Below are 23,402 nucleotides of genomic sequence, written 5' to 3'. Positions count from 1 at the left end.
GCCCGACGCTACGAGCGCGGGCCGGCACCCGCCTCCGCCCGGAGGTGGACATCAGGTGGATCCGCGGCCGGCCGCATGATCCGCTCCGCGCGCGCGGAGCGGATCAGCCGCGGGGACCGGCTCCGCCACCCGGTGGGCTCCGGCCCACACCAGGACCAGGCAGAGCGCCTGCACCCCGGCGACGACGAGCAGCAGCACCGGGTACCCCGCGACCCCGGTCAGGGCCGAGAGCAGCATCGGCAGCAGGAACCCGAGGTAGGTCAGCGAGTAGAACACCGCGGTGAGCCCGGCCAGGTGCTCCGGCGCGGCGATCCGCTGGACCTCCTGCAGCCCGGACAGCAGCACGAACCCGTAACCGGCACCGAGCAGCGCGGCCGCGACGAACGCCACCGGGATGCTGCGCCCGGCGGCGCCGAACGCCGCCACGACCGTCCCGGCGACGACGAGCGCGAGCCCGATCCGGGTGGCGGCCAGCGGCGAGCGGGCGTCGACGGCGCGGGCGGCGGACTGGGCGAGGAACCCGCAGCCCAGGGTGACGGCGGTGAGCAGGGTCGCGTCGAGCAGCCCGTAGCCGCCGAGGACGTCGCCGAGCGCGGTCGGCTGCACCGCGAACGACAGCGCGGCGGCGCCGAACACCCAGGGCGCGGCGGGCAGCACCAGCCACCGGAAGCGCGGATGGGCGGCGGCGGGCACCCGCAGGTCGCGCAGCCAGGACCGGGAGCGGCCCGGCTCGACCGTCTCCGGGGCGGCCACGAGCCACCAGGTGACGGGGACCATGAGCACGATGTGCACCAGGTAGGGCAGCTCCATCGGCAGCGGCGCGAACTGCGCGAGCAGCCCGCCGACCAGCGGGCCGAGGCCGAACCCCGCGGTGAGCGCGAGTGCGGCCCGCCGCGCACCCTCACCCTCGCCGGACAGCTCCTTGACCCAGGTCGTCGCCACCGCCATAGCGACGCCGATGCACAGGCCGAACAGCAGCCGTCCGATGTAGAGGAGGGGCTCGGAGAACGCCCCCAGCGCGATGACGGCACTGGCCGGGATCGAGGCGGCCGTGGCGGGCAGCAGCACCCGGCGCCGCCCCCAGCGGTCCGACGCAGGTCCGCCGACGAGCAGACCCGGGGCGAGACCGAGCACGTAGACGCCGAAGAACGCGGCGACCACGGTCGCCGAGTAGTGGCCCTGCTCGCGGTACATGACCATCAGCGGGCTGAACTGGTTGGCGCCGTAGCCGACGCCGAACAGCACCAGCGCGGGCCGCATCCACGGCTTCACGATCCTCGTCCTCCCTGATCACGACGACGCCCCCGGGAACGCGTCCCGGGGGCGTCGTCGTCGACGGTGGTGGTGACGGTGATGCGACCTCAGGCCGCGGCCTTGGCCCGCTGACGCCAGCGGGTGAGCGTCCGCTCGGTGTAGCCGTTCGGCTCGGTCGCCCCGCTGAACACCAGCTCCAGCGCCGCCTGGAACGACTCGCTGGACTCCAGGTCCTTGGCCATCGCGGGGTAGCCGTCCTCGCCGGCGTTCTGCTCGTCGACGACGGCGGCCATCCGGGCGAAGGTGTCGCGCACGACCGCCTCGTCGACGACGCCGTGCCGGAGCCAGTTCGCGACCAGCTGGGCGGAGATCCGCAGGGTGGCGCGGTCCTCCATCAGCCCCACGCCCTCCAGGTCCGGCACGGTGGAGCAGCCGATGCCCATCCCGACCCAGCGCACCACGTAGCCGAGGATCGACTGGGCGTTGGTCTCCAGCTCGTGGGTCACGGCGTCAGCCGGGAGCGAGGACGCGTCGGTCACCGGCACCTCCAGCAGTCTGCGCCGGTCGGCGGTGGTGCGGGACGCGATCTCGTCCTGCACCGCGTGCACGTCGACGCGCAGGTAGTGCAGCGCGTGCAGGGTCGCGGCGGTCGGCGAGGGCACCCAGGCGCAGTTCGCACCGGCCTTCGGGTGGCCGATCTTCTGCTCGATCATCTCGGCCATCGCGGCGGGCTTGGCCCACATGCCCTTGCCGACCTGCGCGGTGTGCGCGAACCCGGCGGCGAGCGCGACGTCGACGTTGCGGTCCTCGTAGGTCTTCAGCCAGGTGGTCGACTTCATGTCGCCCTTGCGCAGCACCGGGCCCGCGGCGAAGCAGGTGTGGATCTCGTCGCCGGTCCGGTCGAGGAAGCCGGTGTTGACGAAGATGACCCGGTTCGCGGCCTCGGCGATGCAGGCGGAGAGGTTGACCGAGGTCCGCTTCTCCTCGTCCATGATGCCGATCTTGAGGGTGTTCGGCTGCAGTCCGAGGGCCTCCTCGACGGCGCTGAACAGCTCGACGGTGAGCGCGACCTCCTCGGGCCCGTGCTGCTTGGGCTTGACGATGTAGACGCTGCCCGCGCGGGAGTTGGTGTGCGGGCCCTTGCCCTGCAGGTCGTAGAGCCCGGCGACGGCCGAGACCAGTGCGTCGAGGACGCCCTCGGCGATCTCGCCGCCGTCGGCGGTGCGCACGGCGTTCGTGGTCATGTGGTGGCCGCAGTTGCGGACCAGCATGAGCGACCGTCCGGGCAGGGTGAGGGCGGAGCCGTCGGCCGCGGTGTACTCGCGGTCCGGGTTGACCCGGCGGATGACGGTCTTCCCGCCCTTGCGGAACTCGGCGGTCAGGTCGCCGCGCAGCAGCCCGAGCCAGGTGCGGTAGGCCAGGGCCTTGTCCTCGCCGTCGACGGTCGCGACCGAGTCCTCGAGGTCGACGATCGTGGTGACCGCGGACTCGAGCACGACGTCGGCGACGTCGGCGTGGTGCTGGGTGCCGACCTGGGTGGTCGGGTCGATCGTGATCTCCAGGTGCAGCCCGTTGCGGGTCAGCAGGACGGCGCCGCGACCGTCGCCGTCGACCGGGCGGAAGCCGGCGAACTGCGCGGGGTCGGCGAGCCCGACCGTGCCGTTCGCGGCGGTGTCGACGACGAGCCCGTCGGTCGACGGCCGGTAGGCGGTGGCGTCGGCGTGGCTGCCCTTCGCGAGCGGGAACAGCTCGTCGAGCAGCTCGTCGGCGGCGGTGATGACCTGCGCGCCGCGGCGCTCGTCGTAGCCGGGGGCGAGCTCGTGGTCCTGCGGCAGCGCGTCGGTGCCGTAGAAGGCGTCGAACAGCGAGCCCCAGCGCGCGTTGGCGGCGTTGAGCGCGTAGCGGGGCACGGTGGAGGGCACGACCAGCTGCGGGCCGGGGATCTCGGCGATCTCCGGGTCGACCCGGTCGACGTCGATGGTCGGGGACCGTTCCGGGAGCAGGTAGCCGAGGTCGGTGAGGAACTTCTCGTAGTCCTCGACCGAGCCGGTGCCGTGCTCGCGGTGCCACTCGTCGATGCGTGCCTGGATCTCGTCGCGACGGGCCAGTGCGTCGGCGATCTTGGGAGCGAAGCGTTCCTGGAGCCGCGCGAGGGTCGCCCAGAAGTCGTCCGCCGTGAGGTCGACGTCGGACAGGAGCTCGCCCTCGACGAAGGACCTCAGGTGCTCGTCGACCTGCAGGCCGGCGGTGTCGGCCATCTGTGACCACCCTCTCCGTGTGGATGTCGGAACTGGTCGTATTTCTACCAGTGGATTATCTTTTCCGCATCACGGAAGTGATGCGGACCCTGTCCGTGACGTCGAACAGGCGTGGCGTCACCGTGTCGACGTACCCTCCCGTGAGCCCCGCCACGCGCAGCAAGGGAGTCCAGCGATGCCTCTGGCCCGCTCGATCCACGACGAGTTCGTCGCCCTCCTGGGCGCCGCGGACGTGCTCGACGACCCCGTCCGGACCCGGACCTACGAGTGCGACGGCCTGACCGGCAGCCGGGTCGTCCCCGAGCTCGTCCTGCTGCCCCGCACCGCCGACGACGTCGCCGGGTGCGTACGGATCTGCGCCCGGCACCGGATCCCGTTCGTCGCCCGCGGCGCCGGTACCGGCCTGTCCGGCGGCGCGCTGCCGGTGGCCGAGGGCGTCGTCATCGGGCTGAACCGGCTCAACCGGGTGCTCGAGGTCGACCCGGAGAACCGGCGCGCGGTGCTGGAGCCCGGCGTCACCAACCTGGAGATCACCGCGGCCGCGTCGCCCCACGGGCTCTACTACGCCCCGGACCCGTCGAGCCAGCAGGTGTGCACGATCGGCGGCAACGTCGCGGAGAACTCCGGCGGCGCGCACTGCCTGAAGTACGGCTTCACCACCAACCACGTGCTGTCGATGGAGGTCGTGCTCCCCGACGGCGAGGTCGTGACCCTGGGGTCGGACTCGATGGAGCAGTCCGGGCCCGACCTGCGCGGGGTGTTCCTGGGGTCGGAGGGCACCCTCGGGATCGTCACGAAGGTGACCGTGCGGCTGCTGCGCACCCCCGAGGTCATGCGCACGCTGCTGGCGGACTTCCCGTCCGTGTCGGCGGGGGGCCAGGTGGTCTCCGACATCGTGGCGGCCGGGATCGTCCCCGCCGCGGTCGAGATGATGGACGCGCTGGCGATCGAGGCCGCCGAGGGCGCCACCGGCGCCGGCTACTCGCTCGACACCCCGGCCGCGCTCGTCGTCGAGCTCGACGGCACCGTCGAGGAGTGCGAGGAGCAGTTCGCGCTGGTCAAGGAGATCTGCGACCGGCACGGCTGCACCCGGCTGCACATCGCGGGATCGCCGGAGGAGCGGGCGAACATCTGGCGCGGCCGCAAGGCGGCGTTCGCCGCGGTCGGCCGGATCTCGCCGGACTACATCGTCCAGGACGGCGTGGTCCCCCGGACCCGGCTCGCCGAGATCCTCGAACGGATCGACGAGATGGGCTCCGAGGCCGGGCTGCGCGTCGCGAACGTGTTCCACGCCGGCGACGGCAACCTGCACCCGCTGGTCCTGTTCTCCGCCGCGGAGGGCCAGACCGACGAGGCCGAGCACCTGTCGGCGCGGATCGCGGAGCTGTGCGTCGAGATGGGCGGGTCGCTGTCGGGCGAGCACGGCATCGGCACCGACAAGGCCTGTTCGATGCCGCGGATGTTCGGCGAGGACGACCTGGCCGTCATGCGCCGCATCCGCGACGGCTTCGACCCCGACCACATCTGCAACCCCGGCAAGCTCCTGCCGACCCCGCGGCTGTGCGGCGAGAAGCCGGGGCGCTACCGCCCGCACCCGCTGGAGGAGGCGGGCCTGATCGAACGGCTGTGACCCGCCCGGCCGACCTGTCCGACCGACCCGCACGCGACCCGGAAGGGCCCGACGACATGACACGCGCCGCTCCCACCACGCTGCGCCCCACCTCGGCCAAGGAGGTCCGGGACGCCGTCCTGGACACCCCCGGCCGTCTCGCGATCGCCGGCGCCGGCACCGCCGCCGGCTGGGCAGGACGCGCGGACGACGACGTCGCCGCGACGCTCGACCTCTCCGGGCTGTCCGGGGTGATCCACCACAACCCCGGCGACATGACCGTCTCGGTGCACGCCGGGACCCCGGTGCTCGCGCTGCAGGAGCAGCTGGCCGAGCACGGCCAGCGCCTCGCGTTCGACGCCGCCCGGGTCGCCCGCGGCGCCACCGTCGGCGGGCTGCTCGCCACCGCCGACGCCGGCCCGTCCGCCCTGGTCTGGGGCGGTCTGCGGGACCTGGTCATCGGCACCACCTCGGTACTCGCGGACGGCACGATGGTCCGCTCCGGCGGGCACGTCATCAAGAACGTCGCCGGCTACGACATGGCCAAGCTCCTGCACGGCTCCCACGGCACCTTCGGCCCGGTGGTCGAGGTCGTCCTGCGGCTGCACCCGGTCCCGAAGGCGGTCGCCTGCGTGGCTGTCGACGGCCCGGTGGCCGAGGCCGCGTCGCGGGTACTGGAGCTGATGGCCAGCCCGCTGGAGCCGATCGCCGTCGAGTGGGTCTCCGGTGACCCGGGACGTCTGCTGGTCCGGCTGGAGGGCGGGGCCGGGACCCTGCCGGCGCGGGTGGAGCGGCTGCGCGAGCTCCTCGGCGCCGACGCAAGGGAGGTGGGTCCGGACGCGTGGGACGCGCACGCGTCGCTGGCCGACGGCCCGCACGCCGGCGGCGACGCCGACCGGCCCGCCCGCGACGGCGCCGTCGTCCGGATCGGGTGCGCCCCGACCCGGCTGGCGCCGCTGGTGGAGCAGCTTCCCGCCACCGCCGTCACGGCCGGGCTCGCGACCGGCGTCGCGACCGTCACCGTGCCGGGGGCCGCCGTGACCGAGGTGCACGACGCCGTCGCCGCGGTCGGCGGCACGAGCATGCTGCGCGACCGCCCCGAGGCGCTGGACGCCCCGGCGTGGGGCCCCGCGCCGTCCGCGCTCGCGCTGCTGAAGGCGATCAAGAACCAGCTCGACCCCGAGGCCCGGTTCGCCGCCGGTCGCTTCGCCCCCTGGATGTGAGGCACGCATGACGAGCACCCACGAGCCCGCAGGCACCCCCGCCGGAGCGGCCGAGACCAAGATCCCGCAGCAGGGGCCGAGCGCGTTCGACCCGGTCCACCCGCCCCAGCGCGAGCTGCTCGACGACTGCGTGCACTGCGGCTTCTGCCTGCCGACCTGCCCCACCTACGTGCTGTGGGGCGAGGAGATGGACTCCCCGCGCGGCCGGATCCTGCTGATGGACCTGGCCGAGAAGGGCGACATCACCCTCGACGGCCCGTTCACCGAGCACATCGACAACTGTCTGGGCTGCATGGCGTGCGTGACCGCCTGCCCGTCCGGGGTGCAGTACGACAAGCTCCTGGAGTCGGTGCGCCCGCAGATCGAGCGCAACGTGCCCCGCAGCGCGTCGGACAAGCTGTTCCGCGACGCGATCTTCGCCCTGTTCCCCTACAAGCGACGGCTGCGCGCCGCCGCCCTGCCCGGCGCGCTCTACCAGCAGCTGCGCAAGGTCCCCGCGATCCGCAGGCTCGCCGAGAAGCTGCCCGGCCAGCTCGCGGCGATGGAGTCGCTGCTGCCGCCGGTCTCGGTGCGCGAGGCGTTCGCGCGGCTCCCGGTGCACACCCCGGCCGTCGGCACCCGCCGGGCCCGGGTCGCGCTACTCACCGGATGTGTGCAGGACGTGTTCTTCCACCGGGTCAACGAGGCCACCGTGCGGGTGCTCTCCGCCGAGGGCTGCGACGTCCTCGTCCCCCGCGACCAGCAGTGCTGCGGCGCGCTGGAGGTGCACGCCGGGCGCGAGGAGTCCGCCCTGGACCGGGCCCGGCGCACCATCGCCCGGTTCGAGACCCTCGACGTCGACGCGGTCGTCACCAACGTCGCGGGCTGCGGCTCGTCGATGAAGGACTACGGCCATCTGCTCGCCGACGACCCGGAGTGGAAGGACCGCGCCGCCGCCTTCTCGGCGCGCTGCCGCGACGTGCACGAGGTGCTCGCGGACCTGTACTCCCGCGACGACGACGGCGGCCCCCGTGCCCCGCGCACGCCGGTCCCCGGCCGGGTCGCCTACCACGACGCCTGCCACCTCGGGCACGCCCAGGGTGTGCGCAGCCAGCCCCGCGAGGTGCTGCGGACCATCCCGGAGCTGGAGCTGGTCGACATCGCCGAGGCGTCGCTGTGCTGCGGCTCGGCGGGCATCTACAACATGGTCAAGCCGGACGCGGCCGCCGACCTGGGCGTGCGGAAGGCGGAGAAGATCCGGGAGGCGAGGCCCGACGTCGTGGTGACCGCCAACCCGGGCTGCCTGCTGCAGATCGGGAAGTACCTGCCGAGCGACGACGTCGCCGACGTCCCGCTGCTGCACCCGGTGCAGCTGCTCGACGCGAGCATCCGCGGGGCGGGCGTCCCCCGGCGCTGACGCGGCGCCGGACCCGATGCCCCGTCAGGCCGACGCCAGATCGGTGAGGTCGGCGTCGCGGAACGCGTCCACGACCGCGGCGAGGCAGCCCGGGGTCGTCGACGACGGCGCGACCACCGACCCGGTGACCGTCACCGGTGGGTCGAGCGGGATCTCACGCACCCGCGACGCCCCGGACGCGGCGGCCCGCCCGGCGGGTAGCAGCGTCCACCCGGTGGGATCGGCCCCCATCTCCGCGACGACGGCCTCACCCACCCCGACCGGCCGGCCCATCCGGGCCCCGGACGGGGCGACCATCCGGGCGAGGGCGTCGTGCCAGGGCGGGTCGGTGTCCCGGCACGGCGGTCGGAACGGCCCGGCCGCGGCCAGCGCCGACAGCCGCACCGAGGACCGGCGCACCAGCGGGTGCCGGTCGGACACGACCGCGTGCAGCTGCTCGCTCCACGCCGGGCGCACCACCAGGCCGGATCCCGAGGGCTCCCCCCGGGCCACCGCGAGGTCCAGGAGGCCGTCGGCCACCGCCGACAGCCGCTCGGGCACCGGCAGGTCGAACAGCTGGACCTCGAGATCCGGGGAGCACTCCTGCAGCCGGCGCAGCGCCAGCTCCAGACGACCGGTGAGCCCGGGCGCGGTGCCGACGCGGATCCGGGTCGCCGGCGCGTCCACGACCGCACGCACCCGCTCCGCCGCCGCCAGCGCCTCCCGCGCCGCGGCCAGCACCCGGTGCCCGGCGGGGGTGAGCCGGACGTGGCGCGAGGACCGGTCCAACAGCCGGGTCCCGAGCTCGCGTTCGAGCCGGGCCACCTGTTGGCTCACCGCGGGCTGCACGATGTGCAGCCGCTCGGCGGCCCGGCCGAAGTGCAGCTCCTCGGCCACCGTCACGAAGTAGCGCAAACCGCGCAGTTCCATCCCACACCCTCCCCGACCTCTGTCGATCACGAACGCCGATCGCTGTGCGGGTTGTTCCGGTCTGGTTCCCCGGGCCCGGCGCGGCTGCACTGGAGAGCATGCGGATCGGAACCCTGAACCTCACCCCCGACGGCCCTGCCGCCGTCCGGGAGACCGTGCTCGACGCGGGCCGCCGGGGCCTGGACGCGGTCTGGGCCAACCAGATGCCCGGCAGCTGGGACCCGTTGACCCTGCTCGCCGCGGCGGAGCCGGGTACCGGGCCCGCCGAGCTCGGCACCGCGGTCACCCTGACCGGTCCCCGGCACCCCGTCGCGCTCGCCGCCCAGGCGCTGACCACGCAGGCGGCCCTCGACGGCCGGCTGACGCTCGGGGTGGGCCCGGGCCACGCCCCCTACCTCACCGGTGAGCTGGGGCTGCCGTTCGACGCGCCCGCCGCCCGGACGCGGGAGTACCTGGAGGTGCTGATCCCGCTGCTGCACGGGGAGCGGGTGACCCACCGGGGCCGGTTCCTCGACGTCGACACACAGCTCACGTTGCCGCGGCCGGTGCCGGCGCCGCGGGTGCTGCTGTCGGCCCTCGGTCCCCGGATGCTGGAGATCGCCGGGGAGCTGGCCGACGGAACCGGCGTGACCTGGGTCCGCCCGGACTTCGTGCGCGACCACCTGCGGCCCGCGCTCCCGGACACCGCTCGCATCGTGGTCTCCGTGGTGGTGGGTGTGACCACCGACCCGGACCGGATGCTGGATTCGGTCGCGCAGGACTTCGCCGCCGTCGGGACGCTGCCCAGCTACCGGGCGCTGCTGGACCGCAGCGGGCTCCGCGGGCCGGAGGAGACGGTGGTGGCCGGATCGGAGGAGCTCCTGGCGCGGGAGTTCGCCCGGTTCGCCGAGGCGGGCGCGACCGACCTCGTGGTGCTCGACCTGAACCCCGAGGGCCGATCGGCGCTCGACGTGGCGGCCACCCTGTCGTCCTCGCACGTCACCGCCTGACGCCGCCCCGTTCAGGAGGGGCCCCGCCGGGTGCGGCCCTCCGGGCGCCGGTGCGACCGGCGCCATGCCGTGGCGCCGGCCTTCCGGGTACGTCCGGGCGCCCCGCCGGCGGGGACCGGGGACCCGGTGTCGCCGCCGGCCGGGCGGGAGCCTCCGGCAGTGCGGGAGCCGCTTGCAGGTCGGGAGCCGTCGTCCGGTCGCCGGTGCAGCGCCCGCAGCTCCGCACGCAGCGCGACGATGTCCCACTTGCGGGCGGTGTGTTCCCGCTCCAGCCGTTCCAGCCGCCGGTGGGCCAGCACGAGCAGCACGCCGGCGGCGATCCATCCCGCCAGGGCGGCCCACGCCACCACCGCCACCAGCCCCGACACACCCGCTCCGTCCACTCGTCCCGCCTGCTCGGCATTCACCGTAGCGAGCACCCGGGTGCCCGACGGCCCGCCCGGTGAGCCACCGCACACGTCTCCGGCACACGTCACGTCGGTACCCTGGGCGGGCAGGCACCGCCGCCCCGCGCTCCCCTTCCCGGGCCCCGCGGTGGCCCGTCACGAATGCGGCACGCGCGGAGGGACCCCGGCCCCGGCGGGCACGGGACCCGGCGATGTACCCCGCCCGAGACCGTGAGGAGGCCGGAGATGCAGCAGTTGGTCGGTAACGATCGAGCCACCGCGAGCGATGGAACGGCCGTGGAGGAGACGACCGTGCACCCCGAGAAGACCCCGTCGCCCGATGCGCGCCACTTCCCGCAGACCCTGGTCGCGATGGACCCGCCCACCCTCCCGGCGGCCCACCTGACCCCGCCGCCCGCGGAGTTCCGGCAGTTCCCGGCCCCGCAGCGGTCGGTCCCCGGTCACCCCAGCCTGCGCAACCGGCTGCGCCGGGCGCTGCTGTTCTGGCGCCGCGGCGCCTGAGCCCCGATCTTCCGGCGGCCCGGTCCCTCACCGAGGGGCCGGGCCGCCGTCGTGTGCGCGTGCCGCGGTCGGTGGCCGCGGTCAGTAGCGGGTGAAGTGGGCCCAGCCGGCGTCGCCGTCGTAGGGGCGGCCGTCGACGGTGACCGCGGGGCCCTCGGCGTCCGCTGCCTCGACGGCCCCGACCTCGGTCCAGCCCTCGGGCAACGGCATGTCGGCGGGGAAGGTCGCCGCGAGCGCGTGGTCCTCACCGCCGGTCAGGACCCAGCGCAGCGGATCCAGGCCCAACGCGGACGCGATCTCGGCCAGCCGCGCAGGCACCGTGAACGCCCGCGACCGCAGCCGCAGCGTCACCCCCGAGGCCCGCGCGACGTGCGCCATGTCGGCCAGCAGGCCGTCCGAGACGTCGATCATGGACGTGGCGCCGGCGTCGGCGGCCTGCGGACCCGCGGAGTAGGGCGGTTCCGGGACCCGGTGCGCGTCGACCAGCACCGCCGGGGACCGGAACCCACGCCCGAGCACCGCCAGCCCGGCCGCGGACCAGCCCAGCCGCCCGCAGACCGCCACCCGGTCGCCCGGCCGCGCGCCGGAGCGCAGCACCGGCGCGCGGCCCTGCAGGTCCCCCAGTGCCGTCACCGAGACCACGATCACCGGCGCCGAGGTCAGGTCGCCCCCGACGAGCCCGGCCCCGGTCGAGCGGGCCTCGGCCCACAGCCCGTCGGCCAGCTGCTCGAGCTGCGCCGCGGGCGTCGACGAGGGGCACGCCAGCCCCACCAGCAGCGACGTGGGCACCGCCCCCATCGCGGCGATGTCGGCGAGGTTCGCGGCCGCGGCCTTGCGTCCGACCTGCTCGGGGCTCGACCAGTCGAGCCGGAAGTGCACACCTTCCACGAGCACGTCGGTGCAGGCGACGACCCGCCCGTCGGCCGCGGTGACGACGGCCGAGTCGTCACCGGGACCGAGCTCCGTCGTAGCCGGTTGGACACGGTCCGTGGTGACCCGGTCGATCAGGGCGAACTCACCGACCTCCCGGAGTGAGACACCGGTCTCGGAACCGCCCTCGGGCGTGATCGCGGATGGGGACACGGGGGCGGCCTCCGGTAGGTTCTGCGTCCGACATTCCTGCCGTCAACCATCCGGCAGGTCGGCAGTTACCGGAAAGGGGCACGCCGTGGTGCAGGCATACATCCTCGTCCAGACCGAGGTCGGCAAGGCCGCCTCGGTCGCCTCCGAGATCGGGGGTCTGCCGGGCGTCGTCTCGGCCGAGGACGTCACCGGCCCGTACGACGTGATCGTGCGCGCCGAGGCGGACGACGTCGACGAGCTCGGCCGGCTGGTCGTGGCCCGGGTGCAGAACGTCAACGGGATCACCCGGACGCTCACCTGCCCCGTGGTCAAGCTGAGCTGAGACGGGGACAGACGTGGCAGGGGCACGCGTGTCACCACCGGTCGTGGTGGCACTCGCGCTGCCCCTGCTGCTCGCCGTCGTCGTGGCGGGGCTCGCGGTCTGGGCCCGCCTGACGACGGGGCCGGACACCGGTCCCCTGGAACTGCCGGCACGGGCCGCACCGCAGGCGTCGTCGCCGTCGTGCGAGGCGGTGCTGCGGGCGCTGCCCACCGGGCTCCCCGGTGACACCGGTGACCTCGCGCCGCGCGAGATCGACCCGCCGGTCCCCGGCGCGCGGGCCTGGGTCGCCGAGCCCGAGCCGGTCGTGCTGCGCTGCGGCACCGAGCGGCCCGCCGAGCTGGGGCCGACCTCGCCGCTGATCGTGGTCAACGGGGTGAGCTGGCTGCCGCTGGGCACGCCGCAGGGTGCGCTCGCCACGACCTACGCCGTCGTCGACCGCGGGGTGTACCTGGAGCTGTCCGCACCCACCGAGACCGGCCCGGGGCCGCTGCAGGCGGTGTCCGACGCGGTCGTCGACACGCTCCCGCCGCAGCCGGTGCGGGTCCGCTAGCTACCGCAGCCCCGTCCCGCGGGCCAGCGCGGTGTCGATCATGGTGCTGAGCAGCTCGGAGTAGTCGAGGCCGGTGACCGCCCACATCTTCGGGAACGCCGAGCTCGGGGTGAAACCGGGCATCGTGTTGACCTCGTTGACGGTGATGTCGCCGTCGTCGGTGACGAAGAAGTCGACCCGGGCCAGCCCCTGCACGTCGAGCGCGCGGAACGCGGTGATCGCCTTCCAGCGCAGCGACTCGGTGATCTCGTCGTCGAGCTTGGCGGGGATCTGCAGGTCGGAGGTGTCGAGGTACTTGGATTCGAAGTCGTAGAACTCGCCGGTGTAGCGCAGCTCGGCGGGCAGGCTGGCGCGGACGCTGCCGTCGGGGAACTCCAGCACCGCGCACTCGATCTCCCGGCCGGGCACGGCCGCCTCGACGAGCACCTTCGGGTCGTGCCGGCGGGCCTCGGCGACCGCGGCGTCGAGCGCGGCCGGGTCGGTGACGCGGGTGACGCCCATCGAGGACCCGGCGCGGGCCGGCTTCACGAACAGCGGCAGCCCGAGCCGGTCGCGGTCGGCGAACCCGATGTCGGTGCCGGGGCGGAGCACGACACCGTCGGCGACGTGAAGGCCCTCGGCGCGCAGCAGCTTCTTCGCGAACTCCTTGTCCATGCCGACCGCGGAGGCCAGCACGCCGGCGCCGACGTAGGGCAGGCCGGCCATCTCCAGCAGCCCCTGGATGGTGCCGTCCTCGCCGAACGCGCCGTGCAGGATCGGAAAGACGACGTCGACCGAGGTCAGCGCCTCGCGCGCGTCGAGGCGGACCAGGCCGCGACCCGGCTCGCCGGGCAGCACCAGGGACTCGGCCGCGCCGTCGACCTCGGGGAGCTCCCGGCCGGAGATCGCCAGCCGGGCGGGGTCGGAGGGGCCGGCCACCCATGCGCCGTCCGGGGTGATCCCGACCGGGACGGCCTCGAACCGCTCCGGGTCGAGGTGGGTCAGCACGCTGCCCGCGGACACGCACGAGATCGCGTGCTCGGAACTGCGGCCGCCGAAGACGACGGCGACCTTCACCCGGTCGGCACTCATGGGGCCCGAGGGTAGGCGGCGGCTGCGCGGGGGCTCACAACCGGGCCGCGGCCCGGCCCTCGACACAGCCGGGCGGCGGCCCGGCCCTCGACACCGCCGGGCGGCAGCTCACCCCATCAGCGCCGCCAGCGCGGCGGTCAGCTCGGCCCGTGTCCCGGCCGCGTACCCGACGACCAGCCCGGACGTGCGGGGCGTGCCCTGGTGGTAGTCGGCCAGCCCGCGCACGGCGACGCCGCGCCCGGCGGCCGCCGCGATCGCGGCCCGCTCACCCTCGGGCGGCCGCAGCACCAGGTGCGCCCCGGCCGGGTCCCCGTGGACCGCCCAGCCCGCCGCGCGGGCCGTGGCCAGCACCTGGGCCCGGCGCTCGCGGAGCTCGCGGCGCAGCCGTCGCAGGTGCCGGGAGAGGTCGCCGTGCGCGGCGAGCGCGGTGAGGACGAGCTGCCCCGCCGGCGACGGCCGGGTGCCGGTCCGGGCGCGCAGGTCCCGCCAGGCGTCGACGACGGCGGGTGGCGCGACCGCCCAGCCGACCCCGAGCGTCGGGCTGAGGATCTTGCTCGCCGTGCCCAGGTGCACGACGTGGCCGGGGGCGAGCGCGGCCAGCAGGGGCAGCGGGGCGACGTCGTAGCGCAGCTCGCCGTCGTAGTCGTCCTCGATGACCAGGAGGTCCTCGGTGCGGGCCCGCTCGACCAGGGCGACCCGGCGGGCGGCGGAGAGCCGCACCGCGGTCGGGAACTGGTGTGCGGGGGTGGTGTAGACCGCCGCGCATCCGGCCGGGACGGCGTCGACGACCAGGCCGTCGTCGTCCACGGGCACGCCGACGACCCGCAGCCCGGCGGCCCGCAGCGCGCTGACCGCCCGCGGGTACCCCGGTTCCTCCACCGCGACGGTCGCCCCCGGGGGCAGCAGCCGGGCCAGCTCCGCGACGGCGGCGGAGGTCCCGGCGGTGGCCAGCACGGTGTCCGCGACCGGGGTGAGTCCGCGGTGGCGCAGCAGGTGCCCGGCGACGGCCTCGTGGAACGGGGCCAGCCCGTCGGCGCGGGGGCGGTCGTCCGGGGGCGGGTCGGCGGCGGCCCGCCAGGCACGGCGCCACATCGCGGGGTCCAGCGCCGCGACGCACGGCCGCCCCGGGTCCAGCACCGACGGCTCGGCCCGCGGCCGGGGCCCGGTGGTCGCTCCCGGGCCCGTGGGGGCGGGCCCGGGGACCGCGGTCACGAACGTCCCCGCGCCGACCCGACCGGTGACCCAGCCCTCGGCGAGCAGCTGGTCGTAGGCCGCTGCGGTGACCGTCCGGGACACCCGCAGCGTCGTCGCGAGCCCGCGGGTGGACGGGAGCCGGTCACCGGGCCGCAGTGCACCGCCGGCCGCCGCGGCGCGCAGGGCGTCGGCGAGCTGGACCGCCAGCGGGGTCGCCCCGGCGCGGTCGAGGACGATCGGGAGATCCGGCACAGTGGCCTTTCGTACAAGGACGGAAGTGGCCGTTCCAGGATGCCACTGTCGCCGGTCATGCTCGGGGAGTGACGCTCTCCCCCACCACCCGCAGCACGCTGGGCCGCAAGCGCGACCGGGCCGCCGTCGACCGGGCCGACCTGCACGCGGTCCTCGACGACGGCCTCGTCGCCCACCTCGGCTTCGTCCGCGACGGCGCACCCGTCGTCCTCCCGACCGCCTACGGCCGCGACGGCGACACGCTGTTCCTGCACGGCTCGTCCGGGGCCCGCTACCTGACCGGGGACACGCTGTCCTGCTGCGTGACCGTGACCCACCTCGACGGCATCGTGCACGCCCGCGCACTGATGCACTTCTCGATGAACTACCGCAGCGCCGTCGTCCACGGCGACGCCCGCCGCGTCACCGGTGAGGACGAGCGTCTGCACGCACTGCGGGTGATCGTCGAGCACCTCGCCCCGGGCGCCTGGGACCACGCCCGCCGCCCGGACCGCCGGGAGCTGGCCGCCACCGCGGTGTTCGCCCTCGACCTGGCCGAGGCGAGCGTGAAGAGCCGCTCCGGGCCGCCGTCGGACGACGGCGCCGACGTGGCCGCCGGTCTCGCCTGGGCCGGCGTGGTGCCGCTGCGAACCGTCGCAGGGCCTCCGGAAACCGCCCCTGACCTGCAGGGACACCGGCCGGTTCCGGACCACGTGCGCGACCGCCGTCACACCGGAGGGTGACGTAGCCTCGAGGGCTCCGACGCAGCCCTCACCGCCCCCGAGGAGGACTCGTGACCCCCGACGTGCTGCCCGACATCCCTCTGCAGGACGTGTCGCTGATGCCCGACTGTGTCCAGGACGCGGGTTCGTGGTGCGCCACGCTCTACCGCTGGACCAGCAACGACTTCCTGGCCCAGCACGCGGACACCCTGGTCAGCAAGACCGTCGCGATCACCGTGATCGTCGTGGTCGCGGTGCTGTTCCGCTGGCTGGCGCACCGGGCGATCGGGCGGATGGTCGACGGCGCCACCAACGGCCGGTTCACCGTGTTGGTCGGCCGGGCCCGCCGGTTGCGGCCGGGCGGCCGTGGGGCCGCCGCCCCGGCGGACCCCGGCACCCAGCGACGGGCGCAGCGGGCACGCACGATCGGCTCGGTGCTGCGGTCGATCGTCTCGGCGGTGGTGCTGCTCGTCGCGGTGATGATGGTCATGAACGAGCTCGGCTACCCGCTGGGCCCGCTGCTGGCCGGCGCCGGGGTGATCGGGCTCGCCATCGGTTTCGGTGCGCAGAACCTGGTGCGCGACTTCCTGTCCGGCATGTTCATGCTGCTGGAGGACCAGTACGGCGTCGGTGACGTCGTGGACGTCGGGGAGGCCGTCGGCACCGTCGAGGCGGTCGGCCTGCGGATCACCACGATCCGCGACATCAAGGGCACCGTCTGGTACGTCCGCAACGGCGAGATCCTGCGTGTGGGCAACATGAGCCAGGGCTACGCGGTCGCGGTGGTCGACCTGCCGATCGCGCACCACGCCGACGTCGAGGAGGCCACCGAGCTGGCCGGGAGGACCGCCACCGAGCGCGCCGCCCAGGACGACATCGCCGGGGACGTGCTGGAGGTCCCCGAGGTGCTCGGCGTCGACAAGATCGGCCCGGAGGGCGTCACGCTGCGGATCACCGTGCGGGTCAGCCCGGGCCGGCAGTGGGCGGTGCAGCGCGCGCTCAACGGCGCGATCACCGACGCCTTCGACGACCACGGCATCCCCCGGCCGATGGTGTTCCCCGGCGCGGCCCTCGACGGCCCGGCCCAGAAGCAGAACTGACAGATCCTGGGAGACTGGTCGGCGTGAGTGCACCGCAGAACTTCTACGCCGAGGTGGGCGGCGCGCCGGTCTTCCACCGGATCGTCCACCGGTTCTACGAGGAGGTCGCCCGGGACGAGGTGTTGCGGCCGCTGTACCCGGAGGAGGACCTCGGCCCGGCCGAGGAGCGCCTGCGGCTGTTCCTGGAGCAGTACTGGGGCGGCCCGCGCACCTACTCCGACCAGCGCGGCCACCCCCGGCTCCGGATGCGGCACGTGCCGTTCAGGATCGGCCCGATCGAGCGCGACGCCTGGCTGCGCTGCATGCGGATCGCCGTCGACGAGGAGAACCTCTCCCCGGAGCACCGTGACCAGCTGTGGAACTACCTGCAGTACGCCGCGGCGAGCATGCAGAACTCCGAGTTCTGACCTCGGTAGGGGCATTACCACACAGCGTGATCATCTGCCCGTTCGTCCGACGGCCATTCGAGTGATGTTCGGACGCTTTCCGGGCTGACACACCGCCGAACGTGACCGAACGCGTCCGGGCTCGTTGGACGGATCGCCGCCGCGGCACGTCGGGCGGCTCGTAGTCACCCGTCTTGGGGGTTCATCGTGAGCGTCTCTCCCGCACCGTCCGGTCCGCATCGGCACGAGCCGGTCAACGGGTCGTCCAACGGGTCGTCGCGGCACGCGCACCCCGGCGGTGACGCCGGGGCCCACCCCGACCGCCACGACGGCGAGGACGGCTCGTGGTTCACCGTCGTGCTGCGCGGCTACGACCGTGGCGAGGTCGACAGCCGGCTGGCCGAGCTCGACCACCGCATCCACGACGAGATCCGCCGCGCGGACGCCGCCGAGCAGTCGCTGTCCGCGGCCCGTGCGCAGATCCGGCGACTGCAGGAGCAGCTGGAGAACGACTCCGCCGCCCGGGCCGGCGAGGACCGCCGCGCCGAGGAGGCCGGGTTCGGCCGGCGCGTCGAGCGCGTCCTGCAGGCCGCCGAGCAGGAGGCAGCCGAGCTACGCGGGCGCGCGGCCGACGAGGCCGCGGAGATCGTGGAACGCGCCCGCCGCGAGGCCGAGGACCGTCGTTCCCGCACCGAGGAGGCACTGCTCGGCCGCGCCGCCACCCTGGACCGCGAGTTCACCTCCCGCAGCAGCACCCTCGACGACCGCGAGCGCGACGCCGACCGCCGCGAGCGCGATCTCGCCGAGCGGGAGCGCACCGTGTCCGACCGGTTGTCCGACGTCCGCACCGAGGCCGAGCGCATCCTCGCCGACGCCCGTTCCGACGCCGAGCAGACGCTCTCCGCCGCGCGCGCCGAGGCCGCCGCGCTGCTGCGGGACGCCGAGCAGGGCGCCGGGGAGCGGCGGTCGGCGGTCGTGCGCGAGGTCGAGCGGCTCGCCGCGCTGCGCGACGACGTCCGTGACGAGCTGACCCGCGTGCAGCGCACCCTCGCCGAGGAGCTGGACCGTGAGCCGGTCTCGGCCGCCCTCGACGACGCCCTGTTCGGCCCGGCACCGCTCTCCCCGCCGGCCCTGCTCACGTCGTCGCTCTCGTCGTCGTTCCCGGGGCCGTCGTCGGTCTCGTCGTCCTCCCCGGCTTCGTCCGCGGCGTCGTCCTCGGACGGGGACCCGATCGCGTCGGTGTCGGAGCTGGGCTCCCGGTCACCGATCGACCCCGCCGACCCCCTCTCCGGGTCGGGCACCGACCACGGCACGGACCACGGCACCGACGACGACACCGACGACGAGGACGCGCCCGTCACCGGCTCCCTGCTCCTCGGCCCCGGTCGCCGCCCGGCCGAGGAGGACGCCGACAGCACCACCGTCGGTCGCATCCCCCCGATCTCGCTCACCTCGATCGGGGTCCTCCCGTTCGGTGATCTCGGAACGGGCCGTGACCAGCCCCGGACCAGGACAGACGCCGCAGGCGGGACGACCCGGACGGGGCGGGGGGCGACCCGGGGTCCGGGCCCGGGACGACGCTCGCGATAATCGAATCGTTATGTGCACCCGACCGCCGCAGAACGCATGACGTCGGCGCCCGGTCACCCGGGCCCCGACGACCGCTCCCCCCGGCGTGCCGACGGCCCGCCGGGCCCCGATCCGAACCCCGACGGGCTCGGCGAGGCGATCCGGACCGGCCGCGTGCCGGTGGTCCCCGGCTCCCTGGTCGATCTGGTCATGCGGTCGGGTTCCGGGGAGGAACCGGAGCAGGAGGCCACGTCCGAGGACGACGGCGCCCGGCGCGAGCCGACCCCGACGGGCTTCACCGAACTGGTGTCCCGGGACGGCGGTCCCGCGCCCTCGGCACGTCCGACCCCGGGTCCGCGGCCCGCCGCCCCCGAACCGCCGTCGGATCCGGGTGACTACGCCGACCTCGGCGACCTCGGCGACGACCCGTTGGGCGTCGGGCCGCTGCCCGACGAACCCGGCGACGACGGTCTCGACCCCCTGCACACCCCGGCGGACCGCTTCGCGCCGCCGCCGTCGTTCGCGCCGGACTCACCGGACGGGCCGACGACGCCCGCGCCGGACGGCGCTCCGACGCCGCCCCGGCCCGCTCCGGTGGACGCTGCTCAGCCGGATCCCCGGCCCGGTCCGTCGGACTCCTCCCGGGCGGAGGACGCCCCGTCGGGTCCCGCGCCGGAGGCGGGGAGCCCCGTCACCGGGACGGGTGGGGACCGGCCGGACCCCGTCGCCACCCCGGCGGAGGGCGGCCGTCGCACCGACGCCGGCCCCGGGCCGGACGGTGTGCCGGTCACCGAGCCCGCACCGACCGTCGTCCCCCCGATCGCGCCCACCCCGCGGCCGCTCGGCGACGACGCCCGCCCCGCCGCGGGCCCCACCCCGAACCAGGACCCGACGCCGTCGCCCTCGGCCGGAGACAGCACGGGCTCCGGCGCCACCGGGTCCGACGACGAGGGCCGGGACACCGCGGAACAGCACACCGCGAAGCGGTGGCCGCCACGCCCGGCGCGCAGCAGCGCCGACGGCCCGGAGACCGACATCCTGCCCCCCGGCGCGCTGATCGGGCACTACCCGAACACGGGCTCCACCGACGGCCGGGCCGAGCAGCCGCCCGCGCGGCCCTCGACCCCACCGTCCGGGAGCCGTCCGACCATGCCCGGCCACCGGCCCCCCGCCCCCGCGGGCCCGGAGCGGCGTCAGGCGCCCCGTCCGGCGATGGGTGGTGTCCCGTCCGGTCCGGCGATGGCCGGTCTGTCGGGCAACGACCTGTTCGCCACCGTCGGCGGCGACCCGGGCAGCGGCTTCGGCCGGCTCCCGAGCCGCGCCGACGACCCACAGGACTCCCGCACCGACGGCGCGGCCGCCACCCCCGACGCGGACCGCCCCTCCCCCGACGACTCCCCCGACGACGTCGACCGCGCCGACTCCCTCCGAGACGACTCCCTCCGAGACGACTCCCTCCGAGACGACTCCCTCCGAGACGACTCCGTCCGGGACGACTCCGTTGCCCGGGGCGACGTCCCGGGCCCGGCAGCCGCCGCGTTCTCCGGACCGCCCCGGACCGGGGCGTTCCCCGGCCTCGGCGCGGGTCCGGACGAGCGGCCCGGCGGAGAGGGCACCAACGGGTACCCGGACGGTCGGCCCGGCGGGCAGGGACAGCACGGGTACCCCGACGGTCGGCCCGGCGGGCCGGGCACCGGCACGTACCCGGCAGGCCGGCCGGAGCGACAGGGCGCCGGCATGTCCCCGACCAACCGCGCCGGTGGGCAGGGCACGGGCACGTACCCCGTCGGCCGACCGGGCGGGCAGGGCCCGGGGCCGTATCCGACCGACCGGCCCGGCGGCCCGGGGGCCGGTGGCCGCCCTGGCGGACCCGGTACCGCCGTCCCCCCGCCGCACGGGCCCGGCGCCCCCGGCACCGGCACGTTCCCCGCGGGCGGTGGCCCCCGGCCCGCCCCGCGCGACCCCGGTGCCCGTTCCTGGGCGCCCGCCCCCGACCGCCCCGGCCCAGCAGGACCGGACGGTCGGACCGCAGCGCGACCGGACCCCGCGTCCGACACTGCGTCCGGCTCCGCGTCCGACACTGCGTCCGACACCGAGACCACCGTGGTCCTGCGGGCCGTCGGCACCGACGACGAGCCGCCGACGCTGCGGGGCCTCGCCCCGGCCACCGGGCACCCGGACGCTCCGGCACCGGCGGACGGCACGGCCGGTCCGTCGGACCCGGACCAGCCGGACGCCGCGACGACCCGTCGCAACGCCGCCGCCGCGGCCTCGGTCGGGGCCGTCTCGGTGGCCGCCGCCCGCGCTGCGTCCGGCCGGGACGGCACGGTCGAGGACACCGGTGAGAGCACCGCGGTCCAGCCCGCGGCCGCGGAGGCCGCCGCCCACGCCGCGGCGACCGGGGACAAGCCGGTCACGCCGCGCCACGAGGCGATCATGTCGGCGAAGCCGCGCAACGGCCGTCGCAGCCCGTCCGCGGCCGGGCTCGCGATCGCGCTGGCGATCGTGCTCCTCGGCGCGCTGACCCTGTGGGCGATGCTGTCGCCCAGCACGTCCACCCCGGGTGCGAACGCGACCCGGCCGGCCGTCTCGGCCGGCCCGGGGACGGGGCCGCGGCCGGAGGTGGCCGCGGCAGGGACCAGCCTGGCGCAGCCGACGGTGCGGGCGACCGTGCAGGTCCCCGGCGCCCCGGTCGCCGTCGCGGCCGCCCCGGACGGCGCGACGGCGCTCGTCGCGGTCCGCGACGCGAACCGGCTCGCGGTCGTCGACACCGCGACCGACGCCGTCACCGGCGAGGTCGGGCTGCCGGCGGCGCCGCAGGGGCTGGTGACGTCCCCGGACGGCACCCGTGCCTACGTCAGCACCGGTGGGCCGGGTGGCGGGCAGGTCGCCGTCGTCGACGTGCCGGGGCGGACCGTCGTCGGCACGGCGGCCGTCGGCGGGGATCCCGGTGCGGCCTCGGTCTCCCCCGACGGCCGGTTCCTCTACGTGCCGTCGCGCACGGACGGCACCGTGCAGGAGCTCGACCCGAACGCGGGCACCGTGACCCGCACGGTGCCGGTGTCGCGCGACCCGTACGCCGGTGCCACGAACGCCGCGGGCGACCGCGTCTACCTCGCCACCCGCGGCGCCGACCAGCTCACCGTGCTCGACCCGGACAGTCTCACCGTCCTCGGCAGCTTCCCGGTGCGCGGCGGTGCCGAGTCCCTGGCCGTCAGCCCCGCATCGGTCCCGCGGACCATGGTCGCGGTCGGCGGGCCGGAGTCCGGGACCGTGATGGTCCTGGACCCCGCCGACGGGCGCGAGATCGCGACCGTGCAGGTCGACGGCGGCGCCACCGGCATGGCCTTCGCCCCCGACGGCCGTCACCTCTACGTCGCGACCCGGCAGGGTCTCGTCACCGTCGACACCGGGACCTGGCAGGTCACCGGCACCACCGACGTCGCCCCGAACCCGACCGGGGTCGCCGTCGCCCCCGACGGCCGGACCGGCTGGGTCACCGGTGACGGCGCGGTCAGCGTCCTGAACCTGACCTGAGCCGGTCCCCGCGGCGGGAACGGTTCAGGGCGCCACCGACAGCGGCAGCGACACCACGCGCCGCTTCACCACCGCCCCGTACCGGGCGTCGAGCCGGATCCACGACCCGGAGGCGGAGACCCGTACCCGGGGGCCGTCGGTCTCCTGCGGTGCCGAGCCGAGGAACCCCATCCCGGACATCGCGAACAGCACCCGCATCGGCACCGTGACCGGGCGGCCCTGGTCCGGTGGGGACACCGTCAGCACCGTCTGGTCCAGCAGCGACGCCGGCGGGCCCATCGGGCCCGCGTGCTCCCGGGCCAGTGCCAGCCCCCGGTCGGCGAGCTCGTCGAGTTCCGCGGCAGGGACGTCGTCGACCCGGGACCAGCCGTCGTCGGGCGGGAGCTCGTCGAGCCACGGCGCTGGCGGGCCGGGGTCGACCGCGGCGGAGCGGTCGACGGCCAGCGCCGTCAGCAGCGTCGACGCCTGCGCGGTGACCGGCACCGCCGGGTCGAGCTCGCCCGCCACGGAGCGGGTCACGAGCACGTCGAACGGCGTGCGGGCCCACGCGGTGACCCGGCCGACACCCGCGGTGAGCCGGACGGCGGCGGTCTGGTCGAGCCGGACGACGCGGGCGGTGAACGCGCCGAGATCGTCCCGCTCGGTCGCGTCCGCAAGCCGCAGGGTCACGACACGTCTCCCAGGTGACGCTTCAGGAAGTCCCGCTCGTCGGCGGTGAGCCGGCGGACCCGGTTCGCCCCGAGGTCGTAGAGCGCCATCCGGGTCCACGCGGTGACCGCGACCGGGTCGTCCGCGCCGGGCCCGTCGTGCAGGGCGTAGTCGAGGACGAACGACGCCGCCCGCAGCTCCCGCACGGTGATCGCGCAGCGCAGCGGCTCGGGCCGCCACGGCAGCTGCCGCTTGTAGTCCACGTGCAGCCCGGCGACGAGCAGCCCGGAGGAGAACCCGGCGAGCCCCTCCCGCCCGGCGGCGGTGAACGCCAGCGCGACGCGGGCCTCCTCGATGAGCGTGACGATCCGGGCGTGGTTGACGTGCCGGTAGGCGTCCTGGTCGGTCCAGCGCAGCGGGACCTCGGCGACGAATGCGGTCAC

General features: G+C 75.6%; 21 protein-coding genes. 12 read left to right on the top strand and 9 right to left on the bottom strand.

The annotated features are described in order from the left end of the window. Positions 1–51 precede the first annotated feature (51 nt). Both Ae331Ps2_RS17590 and Ae331Ps2_RS17585 read right to left on the bottom strand, forming a co-directional pair. Complete coding sequence (locus tag Ae331Ps2_RS17590; RefSeq protein WP_198932142.1) at positions 52–1,272, bottom strand: MFS transporter; 1,221 nt, start codon at positions 1,270–1,272, stop codon at positions 52–54. 89 nt (positions 1,273–1,361) lie between these two features. Next, positions 1,362–3,512, bottom strand: coding sequence for a malate synthase G (locus Ae331Ps2_RS17585; protein ID WP_075307672.1), 2,151 nt, complete (start codon positions 3,510–3,512; stop codon positions 1,362–1,364). Between the two features lie 175 nt (positions 3,513–3,687). On the opposite strand from Ae331Ps2_RS17585, the gene Ae331Ps2_RS17580 reads away from it, so the two are divergent. From Ae331Ps2_RS17580 to Ae331Ps2_RS17570, 3 genes are read left to right on the top strand one after another with little or no spacing between them, the layout of a single operon-like run. Continuing rightward, positions 3,688–5,142, top strand: a complete 1,455-nt coding sequence (locus tag Ae331Ps2_RS17580; protein WP_020622066.1) for an FAD-binding oxidoreductase — start codon at positions 3,688–3,690, stop codon at positions 5,140–5,142. 56 nt (positions 5,143–5,198) lie between these two features. After that, positions 5,199–6,344, top strand: coding sequence for an FAD-binding oxidoreductase (locus Ae331Ps2_RS17575; RefSeq protein ID WP_075312162.1), 1,146 nt, complete (start codon positions 5,199–5,201; stop codon positions 6,342–6,344). A 7-nt stretch (positions 6,345–6,351) separates the two neighbouring features. After that, complete coding sequence (locus tag Ae331Ps2_RS17570) at positions 6,352–7,740, top strand: (Fe-S)-binding protein (protein ID WP_075307674.1); 1,389 nt, start codon at positions 6,352–6,354, stop codon at positions 7,738–7,740. A 24-nt stretch (positions 7,741–7,764) separates the two neighbouring features. Here the strand turns inward: Ae331Ps2_RS17570 and Ae331Ps2_RS17565 are convergent, their stop codons facing one another. Beyond that, a complete protein-coding gene (locus Ae331Ps2_RS17565; RefSeq protein ID WP_075307676.1) occupies positions 7,765–8,649 on the bottom strand; it encodes a LysR family transcriptional regulator in 885 nt (294 codons plus the stop codon). 98 nt (positions 8,650–8,747) lie between these two features. Here Ae331Ps2_RS17565 and Ae331Ps2_RS17560 point away from each other — a divergent pair, with 98 nt between their 5' ends. After that, a complete protein-coding gene (locus tag Ae331Ps2_RS17560; protein WP_075307678.1) occupies positions 8,748–9,638 on the top strand; it encodes an LLM class flavin-dependent oxidoreductase in 891 nt (296 codons plus the stop codon). Between the two features lie 11 nt (positions 9,639–9,649). Here the strand turns inward: Ae331Ps2_RS17560 and Ae331Ps2_RS17555 are convergent, their stop codons facing one another. Beyond that, on the bottom strand, positions 9,650–10,006 hold the full coding sequence (locus Ae331Ps2_RS17555) for a hypothetical protein (protein WP_075307680.1): 357 nt from the start codon (positions 10,004–10,006) through the stop codon (positions 9,650–9,652). A 315-nt stretch (positions 10,007–10,321) separates the two neighbouring features. On the opposite strand from Ae331Ps2_RS17555, the gene Ae331Ps2_RS17550 reads away from it, so the two are divergent. Then, positions 10,322–10,546 carry a hypothetical protein gene (locus Ae331Ps2_RS17550; RefSeq protein WP_020622071.1) on the top strand — a complete coding sequence of 75 codons (225 nt, stop codon included), beginning with the start codon at positions 10,322–10,324 and terminating at the stop codon, positions 10,544–10,546. An 81-nt stretch (positions 10,547–10,627) separates the two neighbouring features. On the opposite strand, the gene Ae331Ps2_RS17545 is transcribed toward Ae331Ps2_RS17550, so the two are convergent. Beyond that, positions 10,628–11,629, bottom strand: a complete 1,002-nt coding sequence (locus tag Ae331Ps2_RS17545; protein WP_083695683.1) for a thiamine-phosphate kinase — start codon at positions 11,627–11,629, stop codon at positions 10,628–10,630. 85 nt (positions 11,630–11,714) lie between these two features. On the opposite strand from Ae331Ps2_RS17545, the gene Ae331Ps2_RS17540 reads away from it, so the two are divergent. Then, positions 11,715–11,951 carry an Lrp/AsnC family transcriptional regulator gene (locus tag Ae331Ps2_RS17540; RefSeq protein WP_020627802.1) on the top strand — a complete coding sequence of 79 codons (237 nt, stop codon included), beginning with the start codon at positions 11,715–11,717 and terminating at the stop codon, positions 11,949–11,951. A gap of 28 nt (positions 11,952–11,979) precedes the next feature. Continuing rightward, positions 11,980–12,501: a DUF3515 domain-containing protein gene (locus Ae331Ps2_RS17535; protein ID WP_158071460.1), complete on the top strand. Its 522-nt coding sequence runs from the start codon at positions 11,980–11,982 to the stop codon at positions 12,499–12,501. On the opposite strand, the gene Ae331Ps2_RS17530 is transcribed toward Ae331Ps2_RS17535, so the two are convergent. Together Ae331Ps2_RS17530 and Ae331Ps2_RS17525 are read right to left on the bottom strand one after the other, a co-directional pair. Further along, positions 12,502–13,572 carry a D-alanine--D-alanine ligase family protein gene (locus Ae331Ps2_RS17530; RefSeq protein WP_075307684.1) on the bottom strand — a complete coding sequence of 357 codons (1,071 nt, stop codon included), beginning with the start codon at positions 13,570–13,572 and terminating at the stop codon, positions 12,502–12,504. A 108-nt stretch (positions 13,573–13,680) separates the two neighbouring features. Then, positions 13,681–15,018, bottom strand: a complete 1,338-nt coding sequence (locus Ae331Ps2_RS17525; RefSeq protein WP_075307686.1) for a PLP-dependent aminotransferase family protein — start codon at positions 15,016–15,018, stop codon at positions 13,681–13,683. A gap of 68 nt (positions 15,019–15,086) precedes the next feature. Between Ae331Ps2_RS17525 and Ae331Ps2_RS17520 the strand changes: the two genes are divergently transcribed. The 5 genes from Ae331Ps2_RS17520 to Ae331Ps2_RS17500 all read left to right on the top strand — a co-directional run bounded on the left by Ae331Ps2_RS17520 (position 15,087) and on the right by Ae331Ps2_RS17500 (position 22,311). Further along, positions 15,087–15,740: a pyridoxamine 5'-phosphate oxidase family protein gene (locus Ae331Ps2_RS17520; RefSeq protein ID WP_075307688.1), complete on the top strand. Its 654-nt coding sequence runs from the start codon at positions 15,087–15,089 to the stop codon at positions 15,738–15,740. 98 nt (positions 15,741–15,838) lie between these two features. Next, positions 15,839–16,819 (top strand): mechanosensitive ion channel family protein, encoded by a 981-nt coding sequence (locus Ae331Ps2_RS17515; protein WP_075312166.1) that lies wholly within the window; start codon positions 15,839–15,841, stop codon positions 16,817–16,819. A gap of 23 nt (positions 16,820–16,842) precedes the next feature. Then, entirely contained in the window at positions 16,843–17,226 is a 384-nt protein-coding gene (locus Ae331Ps2_RS17510) for a globin (protein WP_020622424.1), read from the top strand. Positions 17,227–17,412: 186 nt separating this feature from the next. Next, the gene (locus Ae331Ps2_RS17505; RefSeq protein WP_075307690.1) at positions 17,413–18,795 is read left to right on the top strand and encodes a hypothetical protein; all 1,383 of its coding nucleotides are present in this window, start codon (positions 17,413–17,415) and stop codon (positions 18,793–18,795) included. Positions 18,796–18,831: 36 nt separating this feature from the next. Then, positions 18,832–22,311 (top strand): hypothetical protein, encoded by a 3,480-nt coding sequence (locus Ae331Ps2_RS17500; protein WP_075307692.1) that lies wholly within the window; start codon positions 18,832–18,834, stop codon positions 22,309–22,311. A 24-nt stretch (positions 22,312–22,335) separates the two neighbouring features. On the opposite strand, the gene Ae331Ps2_RS17495 is transcribed toward Ae331Ps2_RS17500, so the two are convergent. Both Ae331Ps2_RS17495 and Ae331Ps2_RS17490 read right to left on the bottom strand, forming a co-directional pair. Continuing rightward, entirely contained in the window at positions 22,336–22,980 is a 645-nt protein-coding gene (locus Ae331Ps2_RS17495) for a hypothetical protein (protein ID WP_020628052.1), read from the bottom strand. Next, positions 22,977–23,402, bottom strand: a complete 426-nt coding sequence (locus tag Ae331Ps2_RS17490; RefSeq protein WP_020628053.1) for a thioesterase family protein — start codon at positions 23,400–23,402, stop codon at positions 22,977–22,979. Before Ae331Ps2_RS17490 ends, Ae331Ps2_RS17495 begins: the two co-directional genes overlap by 4 nt.

The sequence above is a fragment of the Pseudonocardia sp. Ae331_Ps2 genome, assembly GCF_001932405.1.
In the GTDB taxonomy this organism is placed as follows: domain Bacteria; phylum Actinomycetota; class Actinomycetes; order Mycobacteriales; family Pseudonocardiaceae; genus Pseudonocardia.
Note: the sequence above shows the minus strand (reverse complement) of the source record. Positions and strands in the feature narration are given on the sequence as shown.

Coding starts and splice junctions, on each gene's coding strand:
- Ae331Ps2_RS17585 (WP_075307672.1), bottom strand. CDS start 3,512: ATGGCCGACACCGCCGGCCTGCAGGTCGACGAGCACCTGAGGTCCTTC.
- Ae331Ps2_RS17580 (WP_020622066.1), top strand. CDS start 3,688: ATGCCTCTGGCCCGCTCGATCCACGACGAGTTCGTCGCCCTCCTGGGC.
- Ae331Ps2_RS17575 (WP_075312162.1), top strand. CDS start 5,199: ATGACACGCGCCGCTCCCACCACGCTGCGCCCCACCTCGGCCAAGGAG.
- Ae331Ps2_RS17570 (WP_075307674.1), top strand. CDS start 6,352: ATGACGAGCACCCACGAGCCCGCAGGCACCCCCGCCGGAGCGGCCGAG.
- Ae331Ps2_RS17565 (WP_075307676.1), bottom strand. CDS start 8,649: ATGGAACTGCGCGGTTTGCGCTACTTCGTGACGGTGGCCGAGGAGCTG.
- Ae331Ps2_RS17560 (WP_075307678.1), top strand. CDS start 8,748: ATGCGGATCGGAACCCTGAACCTCACCCCCGACGGCCCTGCCGCCGTC.
- Ae331Ps2_RS17530 (WP_075307684.1), bottom strand. CDS start 13,572: ATGAGTGCCGACCGGGTGAAGGTCGCCGTCGTCTTCGGCGGCCGCAGT.
- Ae331Ps2_RS17515 (WP_075312166.1), top strand. CDS start 15,839: ATGCCCGACTGTGTCCAGGACGCGGGTTCGTGGTGCGCCACGCTCTAC.
- Ae331Ps2_RS17500 (WP_075307692.1), top strand. CDS start 18,832: ATGACGTCGGCGCCCGGTCACCCGGGCCCCGACGACCGCTCCCCCCGG.